This window comes from Myxococcales bacterium (assembly GCA_016717005.1).
In the GTDB taxonomy this organism is placed as follows: Bacteria; Myxococcota_A; Polyangia; order Haliangiales; family Haliangiaceae; genus UBA2376.
In genome coordinates this window covers 563508-585805 of the sequence record JADJUF010000039.1, presented here as the reverse complement: position 1 = coordinate 585805, position 22298 = coordinate 563508, and the positions used below count along the sequence as shown (strand labels likewise).

General features: G+C 75.4%; 16 protein-coding genes and 3 pseudogenes. 11 read left to right on the top strand and 8 right to left on the bottom strand.

The features are described from left to right. Position 1: 1 nt before the first annotated feature. Both IPL61_33505 and IPL61_33500 read right to left on the bottom strand, forming a co-directional pair. On the bottom strand, positions 2-451 hold the full coding sequence (locus IPL61_33505; protein MBK9036107.1) for a hypothetical protein: 450 nt from the start codon (positions 449-451) through the stop codon (positions 2-4). 126 nt (positions 452-577) lie between these two features. After that, on the bottom strand, positions 578-934 hold the full coding sequence (locus IPL61_33500) for a hypothetical protein (GenBank protein MBK9036106.1): 357 nt from the start codon (positions 932-934) through the stop codon (positions 578-580). A gap of 147 nt (positions 935-1081) precedes the next feature. Here IPL61_33500 and IPL61_33495 point away from each other — a divergent pair, with 147 nt between their 5' ends. From IPL61_33495 to IPL61_33485, 3 genes are read left to right on the top strand one after another with little or no spacing between them, the layout of a single operon-like run. Next, a complete protein-coding gene (locus IPL61_33495; GenBank protein ID MBK9036105.1) occupies positions 1082-2179 on the top strand; it encodes a hypothetical protein in 1098 nt (365 codons plus the stop codon). Continuing rightward, entirely contained in the window at positions 2176-3249 is a 1074-nt protein-coding gene (locus tag IPL61_33490; GenBank protein MBK9036104.1) for a metallophosphoesterase, read from the top strand. The genes IPL61_33495 and IPL61_33490 overlap by 4 nt, the downstream gene beginning before the upstream one ends. Positions 3250-3278: 29 nt before the next feature. Continuing rightward, positions 3279-3719 carry a hypothetical protein gene (locus IPL61_33485; GenBank protein MBK9036103.1) on the top strand — a complete coding sequence of 147 codons (441 nt, stop codon included), beginning with the start codon at positions 3279-3281 and terminating at the stop codon, positions 3717-3719. A 15-nt stretch (positions 3720-3734) separates the two neighbouring features. On the opposite strand, the gene IPL61_33480 is transcribed toward IPL61_33485, so the two are convergent. Next, positions 3735-4475 carry a hypothetical protein gene (locus IPL61_33480; protein MBK9036102.1) on the bottom strand — a complete coding sequence of 247 codons (741 nt, stop codon included), beginning with the start codon at positions 4473-4475 and terminating at the stop codon, positions 3735-3737. A 444-nt stretch (positions 4476-4919) separates the two neighbouring features. Between IPL61_33480 and IPL61_33475 the strand changes: the two genes are divergently transcribed. From IPL61_33475 to IPL61_33465, 3 genes are all read left to right on the top strand, one after another. After that, entirely contained in the window at positions 4920-5102 is a 183-nt protein-coding gene (locus IPL61_33475; protein ID MBK9036101.1) for a hypothetical protein, read from the top strand. 234 nt (positions 5103-5336) lie between these two features. Then, the gene (locus IPL61_33470) at positions 5337-6389 is read left to right on the top strand and encodes an ImmA/IrrE family metallo-endopeptidase (protein MBK9036100.1); all 1053 of its coding nucleotides are present in this window, start codon (positions 5337-5339) and stop codon (positions 6387-6389) included. Between the two features lie 3 nt (positions 6390-6392). Beyond that, the gene (locus IPL61_33465; protein ID MBK9036099.1) at positions 6393-6935 is read left to right on the top strand and encodes a hypothetical protein; all 543 of its coding nucleotides are present in this window, start codon (positions 6393-6395) and stop codon (positions 6933-6935) included. A 47-nt stretch (positions 6936-6982) separates the two neighbouring features. On the opposite strand, the gene IPL61_33460 is transcribed toward IPL61_33465, so the two are convergent. Then, entirely contained in the window at positions 6983-8929 is a 1947-nt protein-coding gene (locus IPL61_33460; protein MBK9036098.1) for a protein kinase, read from the bottom strand. A gap of 318 nt (positions 8930-9247) precedes the next feature. Between IPL61_33460 and IPL61_33455 the strand changes: the two genes are divergently transcribed. The 4 genes and pseudogenes from IPL61_33455 (at position 9248) to IPL61_33440 (ending at position 12361) form a co-directional block, all read left to right on the top strand. Then, entirely contained in the window at positions 9248-10177 is a 930-nt protein-coding gene (locus IPL61_33455; GenBank protein MBK9036097.1) for a heme A synthase, read from the top strand. A gap of 65 nt (positions 10178-10242) precedes the next feature. Further along, a complete protein-coding gene (gene cyoE / locus IPL61_33450; GenBank protein MBK9036096.1) occupies positions 10243-11052 on the top strand; it encodes a protoheme IX farnesyltransferase in 810 nt (269 codons plus the stop codon). Positions 11053-11210: 158 nt separating this feature from the next. Next, positions 11211-11591, top strand: coding sequence for a DUF420 domain-containing protein (locus IPL61_33445; GenBank protein ID MBK9036095.1), 381 nt, complete (start codon positions 11211-11213; stop codon positions 11589-11591). Between the two features lie 35 nt (positions 11592-11626). Continuing rightward, positions 11627-12361 (top strand): annotated as a pseudogene (locus tag IPL61_33440) (serine/threonine protein kinase). A gap of 2125 nt (positions 12362-14486) precedes the next feature. On the opposite strand, the gene IPL61_33435 reads toward IPL61_33440, so the two are convergent. The 4 genes and pseudogenes from IPL61_33435 to IPL61_33420 form a co-directional block, all read right to left on the bottom strand. Continuing rightward, positions 14487-16328, bottom strand: a complete 1842-nt coding sequence (locus IPL61_33435; GenBank protein MBK9036094.1) for a hypothetical protein — start codon at positions 16326-16328, stop codon at positions 14487-14489. A gap of 108 nt (positions 16329-16436) precedes the next feature. Then, positions 16437-19172: an SUMF1/EgtB/PvdO family nonheme iron enzyme gene (locus IPL61_33430; protein ID MBK9036093.1), complete on the bottom strand. Its 2736-nt coding sequence runs from the start codon at positions 19170-19172 to the stop codon at positions 16437-16439. 154 nt (positions 19173-19326) lie between these two features. Beyond that, positions 19327-19608: pseudogene (locus IPL61_33425) on the bottom strand (protein kinase). 243 nt (positions 19609-19851) lie between these two features. After that, positions 19852-20334, bottom strand: a pseudogene (locus IPL61_33420) (serine/threonine protein kinase). Positions 20335-20384: 50 nt separating this feature from the next. Here IPL61_33420 and IPL61_33415 point away from each other — a divergent pair. After that, on the top strand, positions 20385-22175 hold the full coding sequence (locus IPL61_33415) for a sigma 54-interacting transcriptional regulator (protein MBK9036092.1): 1791 nt from the start codon (positions 20385-20387) through the stop codon (positions 22173-22175). Positions 22176-22298: the final 123 nt, after the last annotated feature.

Sequence of the window (22298 nt, the reverse complement as noted above, 5' to 3'; positions counted from 1 at the left end):
GTCACGGCAGCCGCAAGATCAGCGTGCGCTCGACCATCGTCGGTGCCGCGCGCGCCTGCTCGAACGTGTACTCGAAGCCGACGTGGACGTCGTTGTCGGCGCCCGGCACGATCGTGGTGCACGCCAGCGCCGCGTACTCCTGATCGTCGCCGAGCTGGTGCAGGGTGTACCCGAGCTCGAACGTCGCCGACCCCGGGTGCGCGGGATCGCCCGACATCGTGGCCTCGCCGAGATCGACCGGCGACGACGGGTCGATCGCGCCGTCGTAGCCGACCTTGATCGCGGCGAAGGTCACGAGCTGGCCGTCGACCGGCGTCCCGCCCGGCGTCACGACCTGGCACCAGACGTGGAAGGTGACGCTGACCTGGCGCTCCTCGTCCCGCACGCAGCCCGCCGCGGTGGCGCCGAGGAGCGTGAAGGCCGTGAGGAGGAGCGGACCGATGGGCCGCATGCCCTGGGTGGCTGCATACCGCGTACCGCCGCGATCGCGTCCGCGGCGGCGCCAGCGCGGTGGCGGGCGCGCGGCGCCGCCGACCTTGCCGGCGGCGCCGACCTCCCCGGCAACCGGTGCGCGAAATCAGGGCAGCTGGTGGACGCTCGCCGGCGGCAGCTGCGCGGCGCCGATCAGCTTGAGCGAGCCCGCGAGGAACACCAGCCAGGCCGGTCGGTAGCGCAGCTTGTAGTGCCCGCCCGGCGCCAGCGTCAGCGCCAGCCCGCCGACCGAGGTCCGCGAGGTGAACAGGTACGGGTACCAGGCCTCGAACACGTAGTGCCCGGGCGGCAGCGAGAACGTGTGGGTGCCCCAGGTGCGCCGCTGGGCCAGGCCGTTGACCGAGATCGACGGGGTGACCAGGTACAGCACCCACATCATGAAGAAGAACGACAGCTCGATCTCGACGGTCGCGGGCGGGCCGGGCGGCGCTTGAGGTTGCATCGTGGGGCGAGCCTACGAGGCGCGCGCGCGTCGGCTCAATCGATCCCGCCCTGGAACCGCGCGCGGCCGCACGCGCCGGGGCTGGCGGCGCCACACCCGCGCGGCGCGACCCTGGCCAGGCCCCGGCGGTGCGCTACGCTGCGCGACTTGCCGCCTGCGGCCGTCGAGACCCGCCCGCGCCCGCGCGTCGTCCTCGCGCTGCGCGGCGTCGCGTGCGCGCTGGCGCTGCTGGCCGCGACGCCCGCGGTCCGGGCCGACGAGGCGCCGGCGCCGACGACGCCGGCGCTGTCGGCGGGCCGGCGGGCCGCGGCGGTCGGCCTGGCCGTGGTGCCCGGGGTGATCGTGCCGGGCCTGGGCACGTACGTCGCGCGCGAGCCGCGGGCGGCGCGGCGGGTGCTGGCCACGCGCGCGGTCGGCCTGGGCTTGATGCTCGTCGGCGGCGTGCCGCTCGCGGCGACCTACGGCTCGGGCAAGCTGATCGTGCCCAGCGTGCACCTGGTGACCGCCGGCGTCGGCGTCTTCCTGGGCGGCTGGTGGGCGGACATCGCGGCCGCGGCCGGCGGCCGGCGCGGTGGGCCGCGGGCGCTGCCCGCGGTCGAGGTCGGCGTCGACAGCACCTGGCTGCGCGACGGCTACCACGGCGATCGCGCGCTCGTGGGCGTCAGCGGGCGCGCGCGCGCCGGGCGCTGGAGCGCCGCGGCCCGGACCGCGGCCGCGGCCGACGGCACGCTGGTCGTCGCGCGGCTCGACGGGGCCGCGCGGACCTGGGGGCGCACGACCGCGCGCCACACCGGCACGGCGATCGACGTGCGGACCGCGCTCGAGCTGGCGCGCGCGCGCGACGAGCGCACCACCACCGCGACCGGCGAGCTGGCGGTGCACGGCCGCCTGGCCGCCGACCTGCTCGATCCCGCGCTCGCGGGCTCGTTCCTCGATCTCGACGCCGGCCTCGGGCTCGAGCTCGTCGACTACCGCGCCGGCGATCGCGATCTCTCCGGCGTGCTGATCAGCCGCTTCGCGTGGGGCGTGTACCTGCCGTGCGCGCGTGGGGAGGTCGCGGCGTTCTACGATCATCGCCGCGACACGCTGGCCGGCGGCCTGGCCGCGGGCCGCGCCGCCGGGTTCTTCGGCTCGGTCGGCGTCACCGCCGAGGTCGTCGTCGACGGCGTGTGGACGGTGGCGGCGTCGGCCGAGGTCGGCAACGCGTGGGTCAACACGATCGGTCTCCGGCGAGGTCTGCCATGAAGCTGTCCACCATCGTCGGCGCGGCGCTCGCGCTCGCCGCCTGCACCAGGCCCGGCGAGGACCGCGCGCTCGCCGACGGCCAGGTCGGGGTCGCGACCAGCGCCGGCGTCACCGTCGCGGTCACCGATCGGCTCGCGGCGATCCGGACGCTGGCGCCGGGGCAGCTCGAGCTGTGGGCGTCGGCGCCGGTGCTCGAGGTGACGATCGACGTGCCGGTGAGCGCGGCCGGCGCCTGGCGCGTCACCGTCGCCAACGCGCTGCCCGACGCCGACCTGCGCGAGGCCGGGGTCGCGATCGGGACCGCGGTCGCGGCGCCGCGGCCGACCGTGCTGGTGCGCGACGTCGCGCTGACCGCCGGGCGCCACGTCATCACCGTCGGGCCGGCGCCCGAGGGGCCGGGGCCGTTCCGGATCGCCGCGATGGCCGACATCCAGACCGGCCTGCCGACGGTCGACGAGGTGTTCGCGGCCATCGCCACGACCTCACCCCGGTTCGTGGTGTGCATGGGCGACCTGACCGAGCGCAGCGGGCTCGAGGAGTACGCGCTGTTCGAGGCCCAGCTCGCGACCTTGCCGGTGCCGTTCTACACGACGCTCGGCAACCACGAGCTGTGGGCCGACCCGGCCCGCTACTTCGACCGCTACGGCCGCGCCACGTTCCAGTTCGTCTACCGCGACGTCGCGTTCACGTTCGCCGACAGCGGCGACGCCGGGCTCGATCCGCTGGTCGAGGACGAGGTCGACGCCTGGCTGGCGCGCGCGGCCGACCGCACCCACGTCTTCCTGACGCACTTCCCGCCGATCGACCCGGTCGGGATCCGCGACGGCGCGTTCCGCAGCCGCCGCGACGCCCACCGCCTGATCGGCAAGCTCGCCGACGCCGGCGTCGATCTGGCGCTGTACGGCCACATCCACAGCTACGCCGCGTTCGAGCACGCCGGCATCCCGGCGTACGTGTCGGGCGGCGGCGGCGCGCGGCCCGAGCTGTGGGACGGCATCGGCCGGCACTTCCTCGTGCTCGAGCTCGAGGCCGGCGCGCGGCCGATCGTCGGCGTGCGCCGGGTCGATTGAGCCGCCGCGGGCGTGGCATGCTCGCGCCGATGCGCACCTCGTGGCTCCCGATCGTCCTCGCCCTGGCCGCCGCGTGCGGCGGCTCCTCGAAGTCGGCCCCGGCGACCGCGCCGGCCGCGACCGCCGCGCCGGCCGCGCTGCCCGAGTACTGTGAGGGCTACTCGGGCTGCGCCGACGAGGCGGTCCGCGATGACTTTGACAACCGGTCCGACGACGAGCTGTCGGCCGACGAGCGGGCGGCGCTGACCGCGGCGGTCGCGGACCGCCTCAGCGCGTGCGGCGCCACCTGGGCCGGCCTGACGCCGCACCAGCAGACCTGGCTCGAGGCCTGCACCGGCTGTGGCGGCAGCTGCGACGTCTACGACTGCCTCGACCAGGCCGGCGCGATCGGCGAGGGCGACACGTTCGCGTGCGACACCGGCGCGGGCGACGACGACGCGGGCGACGACGACGCGGGCGACGACGAGTAGCGCGGCGCCGGTCGGTCACCGCGCCAGGCGGCGCAGCGCGCTGTCGGGCGCGAGGTACTCGTCGAGCTCGGCCGGCTTGAACCAGAACCCACCCGACGGCTCGCACGCCGCGATCACGTGCGGGAAGTCGTAGTCGTAGGTGAACCCGACGCGGCCGTCGCTGACGCCGACGCTGTCGAGGTGCGCGACCGTGAACTCGCCGTGGAACGGGTCGTCGTCGCCGTCGACGCAGTCGGGGCGATCGGCGCGCGCGGCGGTCAGCTCGGCCTGGAGCTGCGCGTCGACCCGCGCGGCCAGGGTCGGCAGCGCGTCGGCGCGGAACAGCTGGGCCGCGGTCAGGCGGGCGCCGGTGGTGGTGTCGAACAGGAAGTGCTCCTCGTACGTGTCGGCGTAGGCGCCCAGGGTCTCGTGGACGATCCGCACGTCGAGCAGGCCGTCGGCGTTGTGCCCGACGACGTAGTCGATGCCGACCTCGCCGTGGGCGTCGAGCTGGTCGGCGGTCGCGGGCGTGCCGAGCGCGGCGGTGATCGCGGCCGACGCGGTCGGGTTGCCGGGCACCGTGACCCGCGGCAGCCGGACCGTGCCGTCGGGCTCGTCCTCGGTGGCCGGCACCGTGCGCTCGAGCGGCTCGAGCACCGCGACCGGGTAGGCGGCGTCGGCGCTGGCGGAGTTGCCGACGGTCGGCTTGGCGGCGCCGCCACAGGCGGCGAGGGTCGCGGCCAGGGCCGCCGTGAACAGGACCGCGCGGATCGTCATCGGGGCCTCGGTAGCACGGGCGGCGCGCGGCCGGAACCGTCCGCCGACATCAACAGGTCGGCGGGCGGCGGCCGGCCGCGTCGGCTTGTTCCCGGCGGGCCCCCGATCGCGCGCGGTGCCGCACATTGCTCGCGGACTTGCGCCACCCGCAGCCTCAGCCGCCGCGCAGCACGGTCACCGACCCGCGGCAGCGGGTGGCCGCCACGTAGTAGAGACTGCGCTCGCGCGGGTCGCCCGGCTCCGCCAGCAGGAAGGTGCATGACCACCTGGGTGAAGTCGAGCCCCTTCACCCGGTGCATCGGCGCGACGCGCACGCCGGGCGCGTCGCCGTCGCCGTGTGCGACGGTGGCGCCGGCGGCGCGATCGACGCGTCACCCGACACGCCGATCGCGGCGCTCAGGTGGCGACCGCGGGCGCGGCGGCCACGGCAGGAGGCGCCAGGGGTTGTACGACTATCCGTCCGACTTCAGCGGCGGGCCGACCTGCGGCTGCGGGGCGTCGTGGTCGTCGTCGTGCGGCGGCGACCCCGTGAACGTGGCGGCGTGGAGCGCTGATCCGACGGCGGCCGCGCTGTCGGCGGAGTGGCGGGCGCGCTGCGTCGGCGGCGCCAGCGGCGTGTGCGACTGAACGCGCGGGACCGCGTCGTGCGTGGGCGGCGAGTGCCGCGGCACCACGTTAGACTGCTTCACCCGCGATGCCGGCGTCAACTGACCGGGGCGACGCTCCGACGCCGTGCGGGTCAGCCGCGTCGCCCTGGCCGCGTCGTCGCCGCGAGCCAGGCGAGGTCGGCGCGCCAGCGCTCGCAGACGGCCTGATCGGCGGTGAACAGGCGCGCGTAAGTGTGCTAATTTCGCACTTGCGATGGCCAAGTCCTGGGAAGATTTTGGAAAGCGGGTCCAGAACGCCCGCAAGGCCGCCGGGCTGACGCAACTCGAGCTGGCGGCCGAGCTGGGTGCCGAGCGCACGGTGGTGACGAAGATCGAGAGCGGGCAGCGGACGGTCGATTGCCTGACCTCGCCCCTCGGTCGTGAGCCGCCGCGGCGGCAGGACATGATGCGGCGCAGGCAGCTCCAGGCGCTGGCGCAGGACGTCGAACAGCTCATCGAGATGGGCGCGCTGCAGCCAGTCGACGCGAAGCCGGCCGCGATCGAGTCGCTGGCGGCTGCCGAGGCGGTGGCGCTGACGACGCGGCAGGCGGCCGGGCTGCGGGTCGACGAGCCGGCCTGGGAGCTGGTCGCGCTGGTGGAACGGCTCGGGCTCTACGCGTTCGTGCTCGGGCTCCAGGACGACGGCCCAGCGCAGGCGGAGGGGTCGTACCTCGCCCTCCGTCGCGGCGGCGTCGCGTTGATCGGGAACGCGGGCGGCAGCGGACGCCGGCGCTTCAGGATCGCGCACGAGCTCGGTCATCACGTGCTAGCGGACGAGTTCGCGCCGGAGTGGATCGTCGGCGCCGGCGCGACCGAGCGCGAGAAGGTCATCAACGCCTTCGCGATCCACTTCTTGCTGCCGCGGCCGGCGGCCGAGCAGCGATGGCGGCAGTACGGGGGCCCCGACGCTCCGCGCGACGCGGCGATCCGCATCGCGGTCGAGTTCGGGTTGAGCTGGGGGGCTGCGTGCGCCCAGCTCCAGCGGGTCGGCTGCTTGTCGGCGCCCCAGTACGACGCCGTCGCGCCGGCGACGCCGACGGGGCTCGATCTGGTCGAGCGCGAGCTGCGCGTCCGCAGCGACGTCGAAGCGCCGCAGGTGCCGCCCGGCTATGCGGCGGCGGTGGTGCGCGCGCTCAAGCGCGGCCGCATCGGACCCACCCGCGCGATCGAGCTGCTACACGGCACGATCAGCGAGCGCGACCTGCCGCCGGAGCGGCCGCTCTCCCTCGACGCGATGACGGCCGAGCTCGACGTGCTGCCGGAGTGAGCGGTGCCCCCGACGCTCGGCTTCGATAGCTCGGTCTTGAGCCCGTTCGCGCGGGCGAGGCGACTCGACGCGCTCGAGCGCCTCACGGACGGTCACCGGCGGGTGGTGACGCGCGCCGTGCTCGGGGAGCTGGATCGAGGCCGCGCAGACTGTCCTGCGCTGGCCCAGGTCCCGGCGCTGCCGTGGTTGGAGATCGTGGCGGTCGATACCCTCGACGAGCTCGTCGCGTTCAGCGACTTCGTTCGAGCGCTCGGTTCGAGCGACCGGAACATCGGCGAAGCCTCGCTCCTCGCCTGGGCCCAGGTGGCGTCGGGCGTGGCCATCATCGACGACAATGCCGCCGTCAGCGTCGCGCGGTCGAGGGAGGTGACCGTGCGGCGTTCCCTCGGCCTCGTCGCCGACGGATTGAACCGCAAGCAGCTCGGCGGCGGCGAGGCGCGCGTGCTGGTCGATGAGTTGATCGCGGCCGGTGGTGCCAGGTACCCGTGCGATGGGGGCGGCTTCGAAGCTTGGGCTGAGCGCAACGGGCTGCTCGTGCCGACGTGACCGGTCTCCGGGCTCGGAGGTTTGGTTTCACGCAAGCCCCCGCCGAGTCAGTGCAGCTCGGGCCAGAGCACGTGGTACGCGCGGTGCGACAGCACCAGCTGGGCGTACTCCTCGAGGTCGCCGCCGGAGTCGCGCAGCACCGAGAAGTTGAAGTCGACCATCGCGAGGCCGTCGGAGATGGTCGCGAGCAGCTCGTCGATGCGGGGCTGGTCGTTGCGATCGGTGGCGATCGTCGTCAGCCGGCCGCGCAGCGCGTCGAAGTGCGGCCGGGTGCGGGCGTTGAGCGCCAGGATCCGGGCCGGGCGCAGCCACGACAGCGCCATCGACGCGATCGCGCGGGTGTCGGCGATCATCGACTCGAACGACAGCGACGGCTCGACCAGGCCGATCATCGCCGGCTGGGCCATGTGGGTCTCGGTGGCGGCCTTGAACAACAGCGCGCCCGGGTGGACGTTGTTGTGGGCCATGCCGTTCTCGTGGAGCAGCGCGACCTGGCGGGTGATCAGGAACGCCAGGCTGAGCGCGCCGTCGACGTGCAGGTCGACCTCGGCCAGCTGGGCCCCGAACTTGGGATCGTCGATGAACTCGGAGAACAGCAGCAGCGAGCCGGTGTTGGTGTCGAGGATGACCTTGTGCAGCGTGGTCATCATCCCGCGCCGCACCTTCTTGAGCGTCGGCAGGTACACCTGCTGCCAGGCGTCGACCAGCCCGCGCGGATCCGGCAGCTGGTGCAGGTCGATCACCGTGACCAGCTTCGGGAAGGTGTTGGCGTCGGGGAACTTGCCGGCGCTGAGCAGGTCGGGCCGGGGCGTCGCGACGAAGATCGGGTGGCCCTTCACGCGGCCCAGGCTCTTCTGCAGCTCGTAGCCCCAGGTGTGGAGCGAGGCGTCGGCCAGCTCGATCTCGGCCGTGGTGATGGTCTCGTCGCGGCGGCGGTTGTAGACCTGCTGCAGGCGGGCCGGGCGATCGACCTGGGGCGCGCCCATCGTGGCCGAGAAGAAGAACCGACTGTCGGCGGCGCGATCGTCGAGATCGGGCAGGACCGCGCGCAGGTCGGCGATGATCGACGCCACCCGCTGGTAGCGCTGCGACGGGTCGCGCTCGAGGCAGCGCTCGATGATCGGCCGCAGCGGCCGCGGCACGGTGTCCGGGTAGTGGACCCGGCTCTTGCCGTCGACGACGATGCCCTCGCCGATCCGCATCAGCAGGCCCCACATGTCGTCGGCCTTGCCGTAGGGCAGCTCGTCGGTGAACAGCGCGTGCAGCGCGCCGCCGACCGCGAAGATGTCCATCGTCGGGCTGACCGGCAGCTCGGCCAGGCCCGGGTCGACGGTCTCCGGCGGCACCGAGTAGCCGGGCGAGCCGAACACCCGCCCGCGGTAGTGGGTGGCGTAGGTGCCGCCGGCGATGTCGTCGAGCGACAGCGCCAGGTCGAAGTCGAACAGGTAGGCGACCGCGGCGCGCTCGTCGAGCAGGACGTTGCGCAGCGTGAAGTCGCGGTGCAGCAGCCGCACCTCGTGCAGGTGGCCGAGCGCGTCGAGCGCCTGCATCAGCAGCTGGGTGCGCTGGCGCGCGGTCAGCTTGTGGCGCGAGATCGCCTCGAGCAGCGTCACGCCCATGCGCGGCGTGATGTTCAGGTAGTTGTCGGCGATCGGCGAGACGCAGTAGATCGGCAAGAGGCCCGGGTGCGACAGCGCGGCGATCCGGGCGACCGCGTTCTGGTTGATCGCGTGGTCGCGCCGGGTGACCTCGTCGCTCCGGAGCTGGTTCAGGTACTGGGTCTGGAAGGTCTTGCCGACCACCAGCTCGACCGGGCCGGTGCCGTCGAGCCGGCGCTCCATCTCCGAGACCGTGCCCATGCCGCCGGCGGCCAGGTGGACGCCGAGCGTTCGGAAGAAGTACCGCCCGTACCGGAACACGTAGTCCGGATGGGTCAGGTCGTCCGCGCGCAACGCGCCGAGTTGGGTGTTCTCAACCCAGGGAGGAGGTTGCATGCGGGCTGGGCAGCCGGCGCTGGCCGGCCCTGTAAATGTACAGCCCGGGGCCGGCCAGCGGCAATCGCCGGACCTGGGATCCTTGTCACGTCCCCGCCAGGACGCGCGGGTGGAGGGAGCGCCGCACAGCGCGCCTCCGGACCGCGGTCGGCGTGCGCGCCCGCTCATCACGGCGGCCCGGACCCGCAATTCAACCGCTGGAAATCATGAGCTGGGCCGCGGCCGGCGGCAATTTGTCGCAGCGGCGGTGGATCCTGGCGCGATCAGCCCATCGTCGTGGTACCGGTGGCGTCCTCGGCGCATCTCACGTCGAGTCCTATGCTCGAGCACCGCCTGTCCAAGCTCGTCGCCCTGATGGCCTTCCTGATGTTGATCATCGGGGGCACGGTCAACGCCACCGGCTCGAGCCTGGCCTGCGAGTGGAGCGTGCGCTGCAAGGATCAGCTGTTCCCGACGATGCAGGGGGGCGTGCTGTTCGAGCACGGCCACCGGCAGTTCGGGTGGATCCTCGGGCTCCTGCAGATCGCGCTGACCGTCACCCTGTGGCGGCGGCGGCCCGCGGCGCGTCGGCTCGCGGTGCTGACGCTGGTGATGGTGTGCGTCCAGGGCGTGCTCGGCATGGTCACGGTGGCGTTCAAGCTGCCGTGGTTCGTCTCGACCCTGCACCTGCTGCACGGCCTCGCGTACTTCGGCCTGTTGCTCTACATCGCGTACCTCACGCGCGCGGTCGTCGGGCCGCTGCCCGAGGAGGCCAACCAGCACCGCGCCCGGCTGGCCGCGCTCGGTGACGGTCGGCGCTGGATCAAGATCGCGCTCGGGTTCCTGTTCGTGCAGCTCACGCTCGGCGCGCTGGTGCGGCACTTCGAGGCGACGCTGGCGTGCCTCGACATGCCGTCGTGCAACCTCGGCGAGTACTGGCCGGCCGCGTTCGTGCAGCGCATCCACATGATCCACCGCGGCTTCGGCTGCGTGACCGCGGTCGTCACGCTGGTGGCGGCCGTGCAGGTCTGGAAGCGCGCGGCCGCGTGGCCGACGCTGCGGACCCTGGCGCTGATGGCGCCGATGATCGCCGCGGCCCAGGTGACGCTCGGCGTCTACACGGTGCTGACGATGCGGTCGGTGCCGGTCGCGGTCGCGCACTTCGCGGGCGCCACCGCGCTGTGGGGCACGTGGCTGGGCGCGGCGATCGCGACCGGCTCGGGCCGGCGCATGCTGCCCGGCGGCGGCACCGGAGGCATGGTCCCGTGACGCTCGCCAACCGTCCCCGCGGCCTCGCCGACGTCGTCGCGCTGGTCAAGCCGAACATCGCGTTCATGGCGCTGCTCACCGCCGCCGGCGGCATGAGCCTGGCGCCGGGCCCGTTCGTGCTGACCCACGCGCTGGTGCTGCTGCTCGGCACCTCGCTGATCGTCGGCGCCGCCAACACGCTCAACATGTACCTGGAGCGCGACATCGATCGTCGGATGGCGCGCACCAAGGACCGGCCGCTGCCGGCCGAGCGCATGGAGCCGGAGTTCGCGCTGGTGTTCGGGCTGGCGCAGGCCGCGATCGCGGTGCCGATCCTGTCGTTCGGGCTGGGACCGGCCGGGCCGCTGACCGGGCTGCTCGCGGTGATCGCGTTCGTGTCGTACGTGCTGATCTACACGCCGATGAAGCAGCGCTCGCACCTGGCGCTGTGGGTCGGCGCGGTCCCGGGCGCGATGCCGGCGCTGATGGGCTGGACCAGCGTGACCGGCTCGATCGACGCCGGCGGCGTCGCGGTGTTCGCGGTGCTGTTCTTCTGGCAGATCCCGCACTTCGACGCGATCGCGCTGTACCGGCTCAAGGACTACGAGCGGGCCGGGCTGATCACCGTGCCGGGCGCGCGCGGCATGGCGGCGGCGCGGATCGAGATCGTCATGTACGCGCTGGTGCAGCTGGCGGCGAGCCTGCTCCTGTACTCGCTGGGCGTCTGCGGTCGCGGCTACCTCGTCGTCGCGACCGCGGCCGGCCTCGGCTTCGCGGCGCTGGCGGCGCGCGGGCTGATCCGCGGCGACGCGCGCTGGGCCCGGTCGGTGTTCCTGGCGTCGATCGTGTACCTGCCGACCGTCTACACCGCGATGGTCGTGGACGGGCGCCTGTGAGCGAGGCGACGCCGAGCGCGCCGCCGGCGCGGCCGTTCTTCGGCCAGCCGTTCGCGTGGCTGGCGCTGGCCGTGGCGCTGACGATCGTGCCGATCGTCGCGGCGCTGGTGCAGACCGGCTGGCCGTGGCCGCGGCTGCACCCGGCGCTCAACGCGGTCATGAACGGCTCGTCGGCGGTGTTCCTGATCGCCGGCGGCGTCGCGATCAAGCGGCGCGCGCTCGACTTCCACAAGAGGGCGATGCTGGCGGCGGTGACCTGCTCGGCGGTGTTCCTGGTCAGCTACGTGATCCGGTTCGCGACCACCGGCGCGCACCGGTACCCCGGCCACGGCGCGGCCAAGACGTTCTACCTGGCGCTGCTCGGCAGCCACACGCTGCTCGCGGTGGTGGCGCTGCCGCTGGTGCTGCGGTCGCTGTGGCTCGCGCTCAAGGGGCGGTTCGATCGCCACCCGAAGATCGCGCGGTGGGCGTACCCGATCTGGCTCTACGTCTCGGTCACGGGCGTGGCGGTCTACGTGATGCTGTATCATCTCGCCTGAGCGGGATGACCAGCGACGCGCGCGCGCCAGCGACGATCGGGGACTACCGGGTGCTGCGCGTGCTCGGGCGCGGCGGCATGGGCGCGGTCTACCTGGCCGACGATCCGGTGCTCGATCGCCGGGTCGCGCTCAAGGTGATCGACGGCTACCGCGATCACCCGAGCGCGCGGGCCCGGTTCCTGGTCGAGGCCCGGGCGATCGCGCGCCTCAACCACCCCAACGTCGTCGCGGTCTACCGCGCCGGCGAGCACGACGGCGAGCCCTACCTGGTGTCGGAGTTCGTCGACGGCACGCCGCTCGATCGGCTGGCGCGGCCGCTCGACCCGGCGGTCGCGCGGACGATCGCCCTGGGCCTGGCGCGCGGGCTCGCGGCGGCCCACCGGCAGGGCATCCTCCACCGCGACGTCAAGCCCGGCAACGCGATCGTCGGCGTCGACGGCACCGTCAAGCTGCTCGACTTCGGCCTGGCCAAGCTGGCCGAGCCCAGCGGCGTGGTCGAGCCGGGCGCGGCCCCGGGGGCGGCGACGTCGATCGCCGATCAGCCGACCGTGCCCGACGTCGCCGGCCCGGCGCGCGCGGCGGATCCCGACGCGACGCGGACGTTCACGCCGGCGACGCCGAGCCCGACGTCGCAGCCCGACACGAGCGATCTCACCGTCGCCGGCAGCCGCATGGGCACGCCGCGCTACATGGCGCCCGAGGCCTGGCGCGGCGAGCGCCTGACCCAGGCCTCGGACGTGTTCTCGCTGGGGCTGGTGCTGTGGGAGCTGTTCGGCGGGCGCCACCCGCTGGCCGGGCTCGACGGCGACGCGCTGGCGGCGGGGGCGGCGCGGGTGCCGTCGCTGGCGACCGCGGCGATCGCGGTCGCGCCGGCGGTGGTGGCGGTGATCGACCGCGCGGTGGCGGCCGCGGCCGCGGCGCGCCAGGTCGACGCGGGCGCGCTGGCCGACGAGCTCGAGGTGGCGTTCGACGCGCCGGTGGTGACGGCGGCCCGCGGTGACGAGCGCCCGGCGCGGTGGATGGCGGTGCTGATGATCGCGGCCGGTGGCGCTGCGGTCGCGGGCGTGGCGTGGGTGGCGCGGCCGCGCGGCTCGTCGCCGGTCGCGGCCGCGGCGGTCGGGCCCGCCCTCGACGCTGGCGGCCTCGCCGACGCGGCGGCGCCGCCGGCCCGGCGCGTGACCGCGGTCGACGGCTGCGCCAGCGATCCGGTGTTCCTGTCGGGCGACACGCTCGCGTACGCCTGGCGTCACCGCGGCCAGGTCGAGGTGATGGTGATCCGCGGCGGGGCCGCCGCGGTCCCGGCGTCGACCGGCGCCGACTGGCGCCTGCGCCCGACCCCGGGGCGCCACCCGGCCGAGTTCCTGTACGTCGCGCAGCGCGACGACGGCAGCGCGATGATCCGCGCCCACGACCTGACGATCGGCGCCGAGACCGACGTCGTCGCCGGGCACGCGGTCGTGGCCGACTACGGCACGCTCTACTACCTGAGCGCGGCCCACTCCGGCGAGCTGTGGCAGAAGACCGGCTCCGTCGAGCGGCGCTTCGCGACGCTGCCGGCCCAGCGCCCGGCGCAGCAGCTGGCGATCGCGCCCGATCATCGGCACGTCGCGGTGGTCACCGGCGACGACGAGAGCGATCCGGGGCTGTGCCTGGTCACGCTGCCCGGCGGTGAGGTGATCTGCCCGCCGACCGACATGCTCCAGGTCGGTGCGCTGGCGTTCGCGCCCGACGGTGGCGCGCTGTACTACCCGGCCTACGTCGGCGTGCGGCGCCTCGACCTCGCGACCGGCGCCGACACCGTCGCCGTCGCCGACGTCTGGGCGCCCGGCGGCGTCGCGATCCACCCCGACGGCACGCGCCTGGTGCGCTCGGAGTGCCGGAGCTGGGGGGCGGTGGCGGCGATCGGCGGCGGCGCGCCCGCGGTGGTGCTCGATCTGCCGTACGTCGACCGGCCGACCCAGGGGCCCGACGGCGCGCTCGCGCTGGTGACGATCCGCCCCGGCGGCGGCACGCGGATCGTGCTGTGGCGCGAGGGCACCAAGCTCAAGGACGCGCGCGAGCTCGCCAGCGGCGACGGCGATCTGGGCGCGGCCAGCTTCTCGTCCGACGGCGCGCGCGTGGCGTACACCGTCGACGCGGAGGCCGGCGAGCGCGGCGTGCGGGTGGCGCCGGTGGCCGGCGGCGATCCGGCGGCGTGGACCACCGACGCCGGCGATCGCGACGCGCAGTGGCTGGCCGACGGCGCGCTGCTGTTCACGCGGCTGGGCGCGACCGCGGCGGTGTGGCGGGTCGCGGGGCCGGGCACCGCGGAGCGGATCCTCGACGACGCCGCCCTCCAGGACGTCGATCGGGCCCGGGGGCGCGCCCTGGTCGTGCGCGGCGAGCGCGCGCTCGGCTGGCTGGCGGTGGCCACGCGCGCGTTCACGCCGATCCGCGTGACCGGCGTCGGGCCCGGCGCGATCCTGGCGGCGCGGCTCCACCCCGATCGGCGCGCGGCGATCGTGCTCGTCGACGGCCCGACCCAGATCTTCTACCGGGTCGACCTGGCCACCGGCCGCGCGACCGTGCTGCACCGGCTCGGCCGCGGCGACAGCGCCGGGCGCCCGGGCGTGCTGGCCGACGGGCGGGTCGTGTTCCGCGCGGCGACGTACATCGGCGATCTGTTCGAGGAGACCGGCCGGTTCTGAGGTTCCAGTGGGCCTGTCGCCAGGCCCTCCCCCGTCGGGGGCAAGCCCCGACAGGGCCCTCACCCACGACCACCCACGACGCGAGACTCCCGGCGCGCGGCTCGGTGCTCGACCGAGAGAGTTGCGAGCTCTGAGTTTCCTGGGAGGCCGGTCGCCAGGTCGCCAGGCCGCCCCTCGTGGAGAGGTGACCTGAGCTCGGTCGCGTCGGTCAGTAGACGTAGTTCCACAGCCAGTTGCTGGCCGGGTTGGTGGCCGGGGTGCACTCGGGGGGCGGGTTGGGCGCCCACGAGCCGGTGGCGGGGGCGTCGATCGGCGCGGGGCACGACACGCTGGTCGCGCCGGGGCGACGACCCGAGGCCACCAGGTCGAGCACCTTGGTCGACGACACGCAGTGGGCGCCGCGCGGGGTCCAGACCGCCTCGAAGTCGGCGTCGCCGATGAACGCCGGGTCCCAGCCGTCCCACTCCACCGAGATCGGGACGCCATCGACGGTGTGGGCCTCGCCGGTGCCGCAGTAGTCGGCGCGCACCATGCGCACGCACGCGGCGCGCTGATCCTCGGCCCGCGGCGACACCCACGGCGTGAGCGGCCGCGTGCACTTGAGGATCGCGCCGTTGGTGCACGCGAAGGTCAGGCGGCTGGCGTCGCTCGTGTACGAGGCGGTGTCGGTGTACGGGATCGGTTGCAGGTACGTGCGCGGGCCCCACCCGCCGGTGGTCACCGAGGCCAGGTAGCCGGCGCTGGCGCCGGCCGCGTCGCACAGCGTGCCCCCGCTCGCCGGCAGGTTGGGCGTGCCGCTCGGCGCGGTGACCGTGACGCGGTACAGGGCGACGCCGTCGTCCATCGCGACGAGCCGGTACGGATCGCGGCGGTAGCTGGTGCGGGTGGGCGTCGCCGCCTCGGGCGTGACCACGTACTTGGTCACGAGCCAGCCGGACGACTTGCGCGCGGTCATCACGGTGGCGACGCCGCTCGCGGGGCACGTGACGGTGACCAGCGCGCCGGTGGTCGTGGCGCTGTAGTTGTCGTTCTGGCCGAGCGCGCTCGCGGAGCGACAGGCCGACGCGCCGCTGCACACGCGCAGCATCGGGTCGGCGCCGCTGACCGCGCCGAGCCCGAACACGCCCACGCCGGCCGCGGTCGACGCGCCCGGGGTGCAGCCCATGACGTGGTGGGCCTTCCAGCCGCAGTCGCTCGTCACCGCGGCCGGGCCGTTGCCGGTGGCGCACGCCGTCAGGACCGAGCTCGACGGGATGGCGTCGACGTAGGTCGCGATCCGCAGCTCGATCGCGTCGGGGTCGCCGGGCGCGACGACGGTGTCGCCGGGCGTCGTGCTGGTGACGAAGGTCAGCGCGGTGACCTCGCTCGAGGTCAGCAGCTCGGGGTAGACGCCGGTCGACGCGACGGCGTTGACGACCAGCCGATCCGCGGTCGGGTAGAACGACCCGGTCAGCACATTGTAGCGGCCCGACGACGGGCACGCGAACGTCGCGACCGCGGTCGGGCCCGCGCCGACCGGGCACGACACCGCGGTCTTGAGCGCGCTGGCGTAGGTGCAGGGCGCGGTGCCGGTGCAGGCCCGGAGCACGACCGACGGCGTCGTGTAGGACGGCGTGGCGGTGCCGTCGGGCGCCGCCATGGCGCTGCCGGCGACGCTGGCGCTGCTGCAGCTCCCGGCCGAGACGCTGACCGGCTGCCCGGCGCTGCAGACGCCGACGCCGTCGGAGGTCCAGCCGCAGTTGCGGCTGTAGCCGCTGGTGGCGCACGGGGTGAGCACCGACGAGGTCGACGTGGCCAGGCGCCGGAAGCGGGTGCCCTCGAGCCGGACCGACGACGCGACACCGTTGACGAACACCGCGGTCGTGCCGGGCCCGTTGCCCATGCCGATGCCGTTGCCCATGCCGATGCCGTTGCCCATGCCGATGCCGTTGCCCATGCCGATGCCGTTGCCCATGCCGATGCCGTTGTCGAGATCGGCCGACGAGACCTGGGCGGCGACCGGCGCGGTCGAGGCCACGAGCGCGAGCGCGAGCAGGGAGAGGATCCGCATGGGGCGCGGATGAGCAAGGCGCGGGCCACGGTCGATGGGCCCGGCGCCCGCGGCCTGCGCGCGCGTGAGCAAGAACTGCTCAGGGCCGGCCCGGCGAGCAAGGACTGCTCAGGGCGTGGCGCAGATCCGGGCCCCGATCAGCGCGTCGCGGAAGCCGGGCTCGACCTCCTGGCTGTTGGCGAGCTGGGCCAGGAACTGGGGGTAGAACCAGGCGCCGCCGCGGAACTCGTCGGTCGTGGCGCCGCGGACCAGCTCCCAGACGTTGCCGACCAGATCGTCGACGTCGAACGGGCTCCGGGCCCCCGGGTGCGCGCCGACCTCGTCGGGGCCCGACGCCGCGAGATCGGCCGAGCGGTGGGTCTCGTAGGTCGCGGCGTCACCGGGCGCGAGCGCCGGCCCGTTCGGGAACGAGCGCGCGTCGGCGCCGCGCGCGGCCCGGACCCACTCGCGGGCCGTGCACAGCCGCGCGCCCGGCACCCGCTTGGTCCGATCGAGCCACGCGGCGTAGGCCTCGACGTCGTCGACCGAGACGCCGCTCACCGGCAGCCGCGTCCACGCCAGGTCGCGGTGGTCGGCGCGGGCCGGGATCGTCAGCGCCTCGCCCGGCGCCAGGTCGAACCGCAGCGCGATCGTGCGGAGCAGGAGCCGCCACCCCCCGCCCGCGCCGGGCCGCAGCTCGACCTTGGCGGGGCTGTGCAGCACGTCGCGGGCGCCGTCGCCCGGCGTCCGGGCCCGCCGCTCGGCCGGCGGCAGCTCGTCGAGGAACGCGATCCACTCGGCGAACGTGACCTCGTGGCGCCCGATCAGGAAGGCTGGGGTCGAGACCCCGTGCTCCGGCGGCGCGCCGAAGAACCGGCGCAGATCTTCGTCACCGGCGTACCCGAAGCGAAACCGGCCGGCCGGGACGTAGACGAAGCCGTCCGGGACGCGGGCGCGGTCCGGCAGCGCCACCGTCGCGCCGAAGTGCTCGCCGCGCTCGAGCACGACCGGGTAGCGGATCGGCGTGCCCGCGACGTCGAACGTGAACCGATACGAGCCCGGCGGCAGCGGCTGGTTCGTCAGCGGCAGGTGCGCGGTGATCTCGACCAGCTCGGCCGCGAGCCGGTCGCCGCGCTCGACGTAGCGCTCGAGCACGAACGGCACCGGCGCCGGCGTCGTCGTGATCGACACGGTCGCGGGCGCCTGCCAGCGCGCGGCGATGCGGCCGCCGTCGTCCCACAGCGCCAGGCGCTCGAGCAGCTCGCCTTGTTGCGCGGCGTCGTGGTCGCCCTCGGCCAGCGCCAGGCGCTCGTAGGTGAGCTCGGCGAGCTGGCGGCGCACCGCCGCGCGCCCGGGGGCGAGCAAGAGCGCCGCCTCGAGCGCGCGCGAGCCCGACGCCAGCTCGCGGCGCGCCGCGCGGATCAGGGCGCGCGCGTCGGCCCACTGGCGCTCGCCGTCGTCGCCGTGGCCGTCGTCGAACGCGGCGAACGCCGCGGCGCGGGTGCGGCCGGCGGCCTCGGCCGCGCGGGTGCCGGCCGCGACCGCGGCGGCGGCGGTGGCGCGGTGGCGCGCGACCGCGCGATCGCGGCGGGCGTCGTCGGCGAGCCGCAGGCCGAGCCAGACCAGGGCGGCGAACGCCGGCACCGCGGCGATCAGCGCCCGGCGGCGCCAGCGGGTGCGCGCGACCGCGCGGCGCGAGGCGGTCACGAACGCGGCGTCGGCGCCGATCGGCGCCGGGTCGAGCCCGGCGACCTCGGCCAGCTGGCGCGCGCGCAGGAGGCCGTCGACCGGTCGGTCGAGGCGCGCCCACTCGGCGGCGGCGCGCTCGAGCCGCTCGCGCACCGCGCGATCGTCCTTGCTGCGCTCGTGCCAGCTGCGCAGGGTCTGCCAGCCGTCGAGCAGCGCCTCGTGGGCCAGCTCGTAGCTGGCGTCGTCGTCGTCGCCGCGCGCCACCACCAACCGTCCGCGCACCAGCTCGTCGAGCGCGACCCGGGCGTCGGCGTCGACGGCCAGCGCGGCCTCGTGGCGCCGGGCCCGGGTGCCCTGGGCGGTGACCAGCGCCAGCACCACCCGCTGCGCGGCCGCGCGCTGGGCCGGCCGCAGCCGCGCCAGCACCGCGTCGGCGTGGCGGGCCAGCGCGCCGGTGACCCCGCCGATCGCGGTCAGCTCGGCCGCGGTGAGCGAGGTCGCGCCCGCGGCGCGCGCGTGCCAGAGCTCGGTCAGGGCGAACTGCAAGAGCGGCAGGCTGCTGTCGGCTCGGGCGCTGGCGGTGAGCAGCGCCTCGACCAGCGCGTCGTCGAGCGCGACGCCCTTGCGGGCCGCCGGGCCGACGATGGCCGCGCGCAGCTCGGCCGGCCCCGGCGGCAAGAGCAGGTGCAGCGCCCGGGTCAGCTCGTCGGCGCGGGCGAACCGCGCGGCCACGCGCGTCACGAAGTCGGAGCGCACGGTCGCGAGCACGCGCACGGTCGGCGTGGTGATCGCCAGGTGCCGCAGCGCCTCGGCGACCAGCCGGCCGTCGTCGTCGGCGGCCAAGGTCGCCAGCTCCTCGAGCTGATCGACCAGCAGCACCAGCGGGTGGCCGGTCGCGCTGGCCTTGCGCACCGCGCGCGCGAACTCGGCCGGGTCGCGGCGCAGGGTCGCGACCAGCTCGTCCTCGTCGAGCCCCGCCGTCGGCGCCAGCGCGGCGACGAGCGCGGCGACCGGGGTCGCGCCCGGCACCATCGTCGCGGCCCGCCACGACCGGCCGTCGCCGAGCGCGCCGTCGACGATCGCTGGCAGCACGCCGGCCTTGCACAGCGACGACTTCCCGCAGCCGGAGTCGCCGACGATGACCACCATCGGCTCGCTGCGCAGCCGCTCGAGCACCGCGCGGATCGCGGCGTCGCGCCCGAAGAACAGCGCCCGGTGCTCGGCCTCGAACGCCGCGAGGCCGCGGTAGGGGTTGCCGTCGGGGACCGCGCCGGCGCGGCCGGCCGCGGCCAGGGGCCTCGAGCGCGTCGCGCAGCTCGTCGCCGTCGCGGTAGCGCGCGGCCGGCGCGCGCGCCAGGCACCGATCGATGATCGCGGCGAGGCCGGCGGGCACCGTCGGGGCCCGGTCGCGCACCGCCGGCGGGGCGCCGTCGACGACCCGCGCGCGCACCTGCTCGAGCGGCGCGCCCTTGTGCGGGGTGGTCCCGACCACCAGCTCGAACAGCACGACGCCCAGCGCGTACACGTCGGACGCGGGCGTCGCCGGCTCGCCCAGCCACGCCTCGGGCGGCATGTACGCCGGCGTGCCGAGCACGGCGCCGGCCGCGGTCATCGCGTCGGGCCCCGGCGTCTCGGGCGCGACCACCTCGGTGCGGTCGTCGTCGCGTGGCTCGACGACGGTCGGGGGCGCGCTCGGCAGCGTCGCCACCAGGCGCGGGTCCGCCTGGGGCCGCGCCGGCAACGTCGCGACCGCCCGGGCGTCGGGCGCGGGGCGGGCCAGCTCGGTCGCGGCGACGGCCTCGGTCTCGGGCGGCGCTGGTGGCGGCGGCGGGGCCGGCGCCGGGTCGCCGCGCAGCTTGGCCAGCCCGAAGTCGAGCAGCTTGACCTCGCCGTCGTCGGTGACGACCGCGTTGGCCGACTTGATGTCGCGGTGCAGGACGCCGCGCTGGTGCGCGGCCGCGAGCCCGCGCGCCATGCCGACGCCGAGCTCGAGCGCGCGCGTCCACGCGACCGGCTTGGGCAGCTCGGCCAGGGTCTGGCCGCGCAGCAGCTCGCTGACCAGGTACGGGAACCCGGCGGCGACGCCGGTGCGATGGACGACGACGACGTTGGGGTGCTGCAGCCGCGCGATCGCCCGGGCCTCGATGCGCAGCCGGTCGAGCGCGGCGTCGTCGGCCTCGGCCGCGAGCAGGAACTTCACCGCCACCAGGCGATCGAGGAAGACGTCGCGGGCCACGTAGACCTGGCCCATGCCGCCGTGGCCGAGCGGGCCGACGAGCCGGAACTCGTCGAACTCGGCCGGCGGGGTCCACGGCGGCGCGGGCGACATCGCCGTCATCCTACCCACCGCGCCGCGCGCGCGCGGCCGGGGTTGATACAATCACGCGCGTGACCGACCACACGCTGCCGGATCCGACCCAGGCGACGCCGCGCGACCCCGGCGCCACTCCGCCGGCGCTGGTGGTGATCGAGGACGACCGCTCGTGGCGCTACGTGCTGCCCCCGGCCGGCGCGGTCACGATCGGGCGCGTGCCCGAGTGCGAGGTCGTGCTCGGCGATCCGACCGCGTCGCGCAAGCACGCGCAGCTCCGGATCGACGACGGGCGCGCGTTCGTCGCCGACCTCGGCAGCTACAACGGCACGCTGGTCAACGGCGACGCGATCGCGGCCGAGCGCGAGCTGCGCACCGGCGACGTCATCCAGATCTGCACGACGATGATGGTGTTCCACGGCGGCGAGCGCCGGGTCGAGCCGCCGGCGACCGTCGACGACGCCACGCTGCACCAGCGCCTGACGCTCGAGCTCGACCGCGCCAGCCGCTACCAGCGCGCGGTCACGATCGTCGCGGTGCGGTTCGCCACCGCCGGCGCGCGCGACGGCGCGCTCGCCGCGATCCGCGGCGCGGTCCGGTCGATCGACACGGTCGGCACCGACGGGGCGACCGGCGTGCTGGCCCTCTTGCCCGAGCTGGGGCCCGACGAGCGTGGCCCGGCGGTGGCGTCGCTGACGGTCGCGCTGCGCGGCCGGGGCGCCCGGGTCGGCTGGGCCGCGTTCCCGGGCGACGGCGTCGGCGCGGCCACGCTCCTGGCCTCGGCCCGCGCCGCGGCGATGGCGGCGCCGGTCGATCACGCGGTCGCCGCCGACGCGCTGGCGCGCCGCTTGACGATCGGCGCCGCGACCGTCGTGGTGGCGGAGCCGGCGATGGTGCGCGCGTTCGCGCTGATCGAGCGGTTCGCGGTCAGTGACCTGCCGGTGCTGATCCTGGGCGAGACCGGCGTCGGCAAGGACAGCGCGGCGGTGGCGGTCCACCACTACTCGCGCCGCAGCGGGCCGCTGCGCACCGTCAACTGCGCGGCGATCGCCGACGGCGTGGTCGAGAGCGAGCTGTTCGGCCACGAGCGCGGCGCGTTCTCGGGCGCGGTCGCCACCCGGATCGGGCTGTTCGAGGCGGCCGCGGGCGGCACGGTCTTCCTCGACGAGGTCGGCGAGCTGTCGCTGGCGGTCCAGGCCAAGCTCCTGCGCGTGCTCGACGGCAAGGCCATCACCCGGGTCGGCGGCACCGACGACCGGGCCATCGACGTCCGGGTCGTGGCCGCGACCAACCGCGATCTCAAGGCCGAGGCCGCGGCCGGCCGGTTCCGCGAGGATCTGTACTACCGGCTGTCGGGCGCGACCGTGGCGCTGCCGCCGCTGCGCGAGCGCCCGCGCGAGCTGCCGCTGCTGGTGCGCGAGCTCCTCGCCGCGGCGTGCGCGCGCCTGGGCCGCGAGCCGGTCGAGGTGACGCCGGCGGCGATGCAGGTGCTGGCGCGCCACCGCTGGCCGGGCAACATCCGCGAGCTCAAGAACGCGCTCGACTACGCCGCGGCCGCGTGCGACGGCGACGCGATCGATCTGTGGCACCTGCCGCCGGCGCTGGTCGGCGATGTCGAGCCCGGGGGCGGCGCGGTGGCGGCGATCCGCCCGGCCGACACCGCGTCGCCGGGGCCGCGCACGGCCGAGGGGTTCCGGCCGATCGCCGACGAGCTGCGCGCGCTCGAGCGCAAGCGCATGCTGCAGGCGCTGCGGGTCGCCGACGGCGTCCAGACGCGCGCGGCGGAGCTCTTGCGGATGCCGCGACGGACGTTCGTCGCGAAGATGCGCGAGTACGGGTTGCACGCGGAGCTCGGCGAGAAGGCCTGAGCGACGACCTGCTCTGGCTCCGGTTCGGGCTCGGGCTCGGGCTCCGGATCGGGCACCGGCTCCGGCTCGGGGGCCGGCTCCGGCTCGGGGGCCGGCTCCGGCTCGGGGGCCGGCTCCGGTTCC

Excerpts from the sequence above, each read along its gene's own strand:
- IPL61_33445 (MBK9036095.1), top strand. The coding sequence starts at position 11,211 with ATGAACGGCTCGTCGGCGGTGTTCCTGATCGCCGGCGGCGTCGCGATC.
- IPL61_33485 (MBK9036103.1), top strand. The coding sequence starts at position 3,279 with ATGCGCACCTCGTGGCTCCCGATCGTCCTCGCCCTGGCCGCCGCGTGC.
- IPL61_33470 (MBK9036100.1), top strand. The coding sequence starts at position 5,337 with ATGGCCAAGTCCTGGGAAGATTTTGGAAAGCGGGTCCAGAACGCCCGC.
- IPL61_33490 (MBK9036104.1), top strand. The coding sequence starts at position 2,176 with ATGAAGCTGTCCACCATCGTCGGCGCGGCGCTCGCGCTCGCCGCCTGC.
- IPL61_33505 (MBK9036107.1), bottom strand. The coding sequence starts at position 451 with ATGCGGCCCATCGGTCCGCTCCTCCTCACGGCCTTCACGCTCCTCGGC.
- IPL61_33460 (MBK9036098.1), bottom strand. The coding sequence starts at position 8,929 with ATGCAACCTCCTCCCTGGGTTGAGAACACCCAACTCGGCGCGTTGCGC.
- IPL61_33480 (MBK9036102.1), bottom strand. The coding sequence starts at position 4,475 with ATGACGATCCGCGCGGTCCTGTTCACGGCGGCCCTGGCCGCGACCCTC.
- IPL61_33500 (MBK9036106.1), bottom strand. The coding sequence starts at position 934 with ATGCAACCTCAAGCGCCGCCCGGCCCGCCCGCGACCGTCGAGATCGAG.
- IPL61_33435 (MBK9036094.1), bottom strand. The coding sequence starts at position 16,328 with ATGCGGATCCTCTCCCTGCTCGCGCTCGCGCTCGTGGCCTCGACCGCG.
- IPL61_33455 (MBK9036097.1), top strand. The coding sequence starts at position 9,248 with ATGCTCGAGCACCGCCTGTCCAAGCTCGTCGCCCTGATGGCCTTCCTG.
- cyoE (MBK9036096.1), top strand. The coding sequence starts at position 10,243 with ATGGCGCTGCTCACCGCCGCCGGCGGCATGAGCCTGGCGCCGGGCCCG.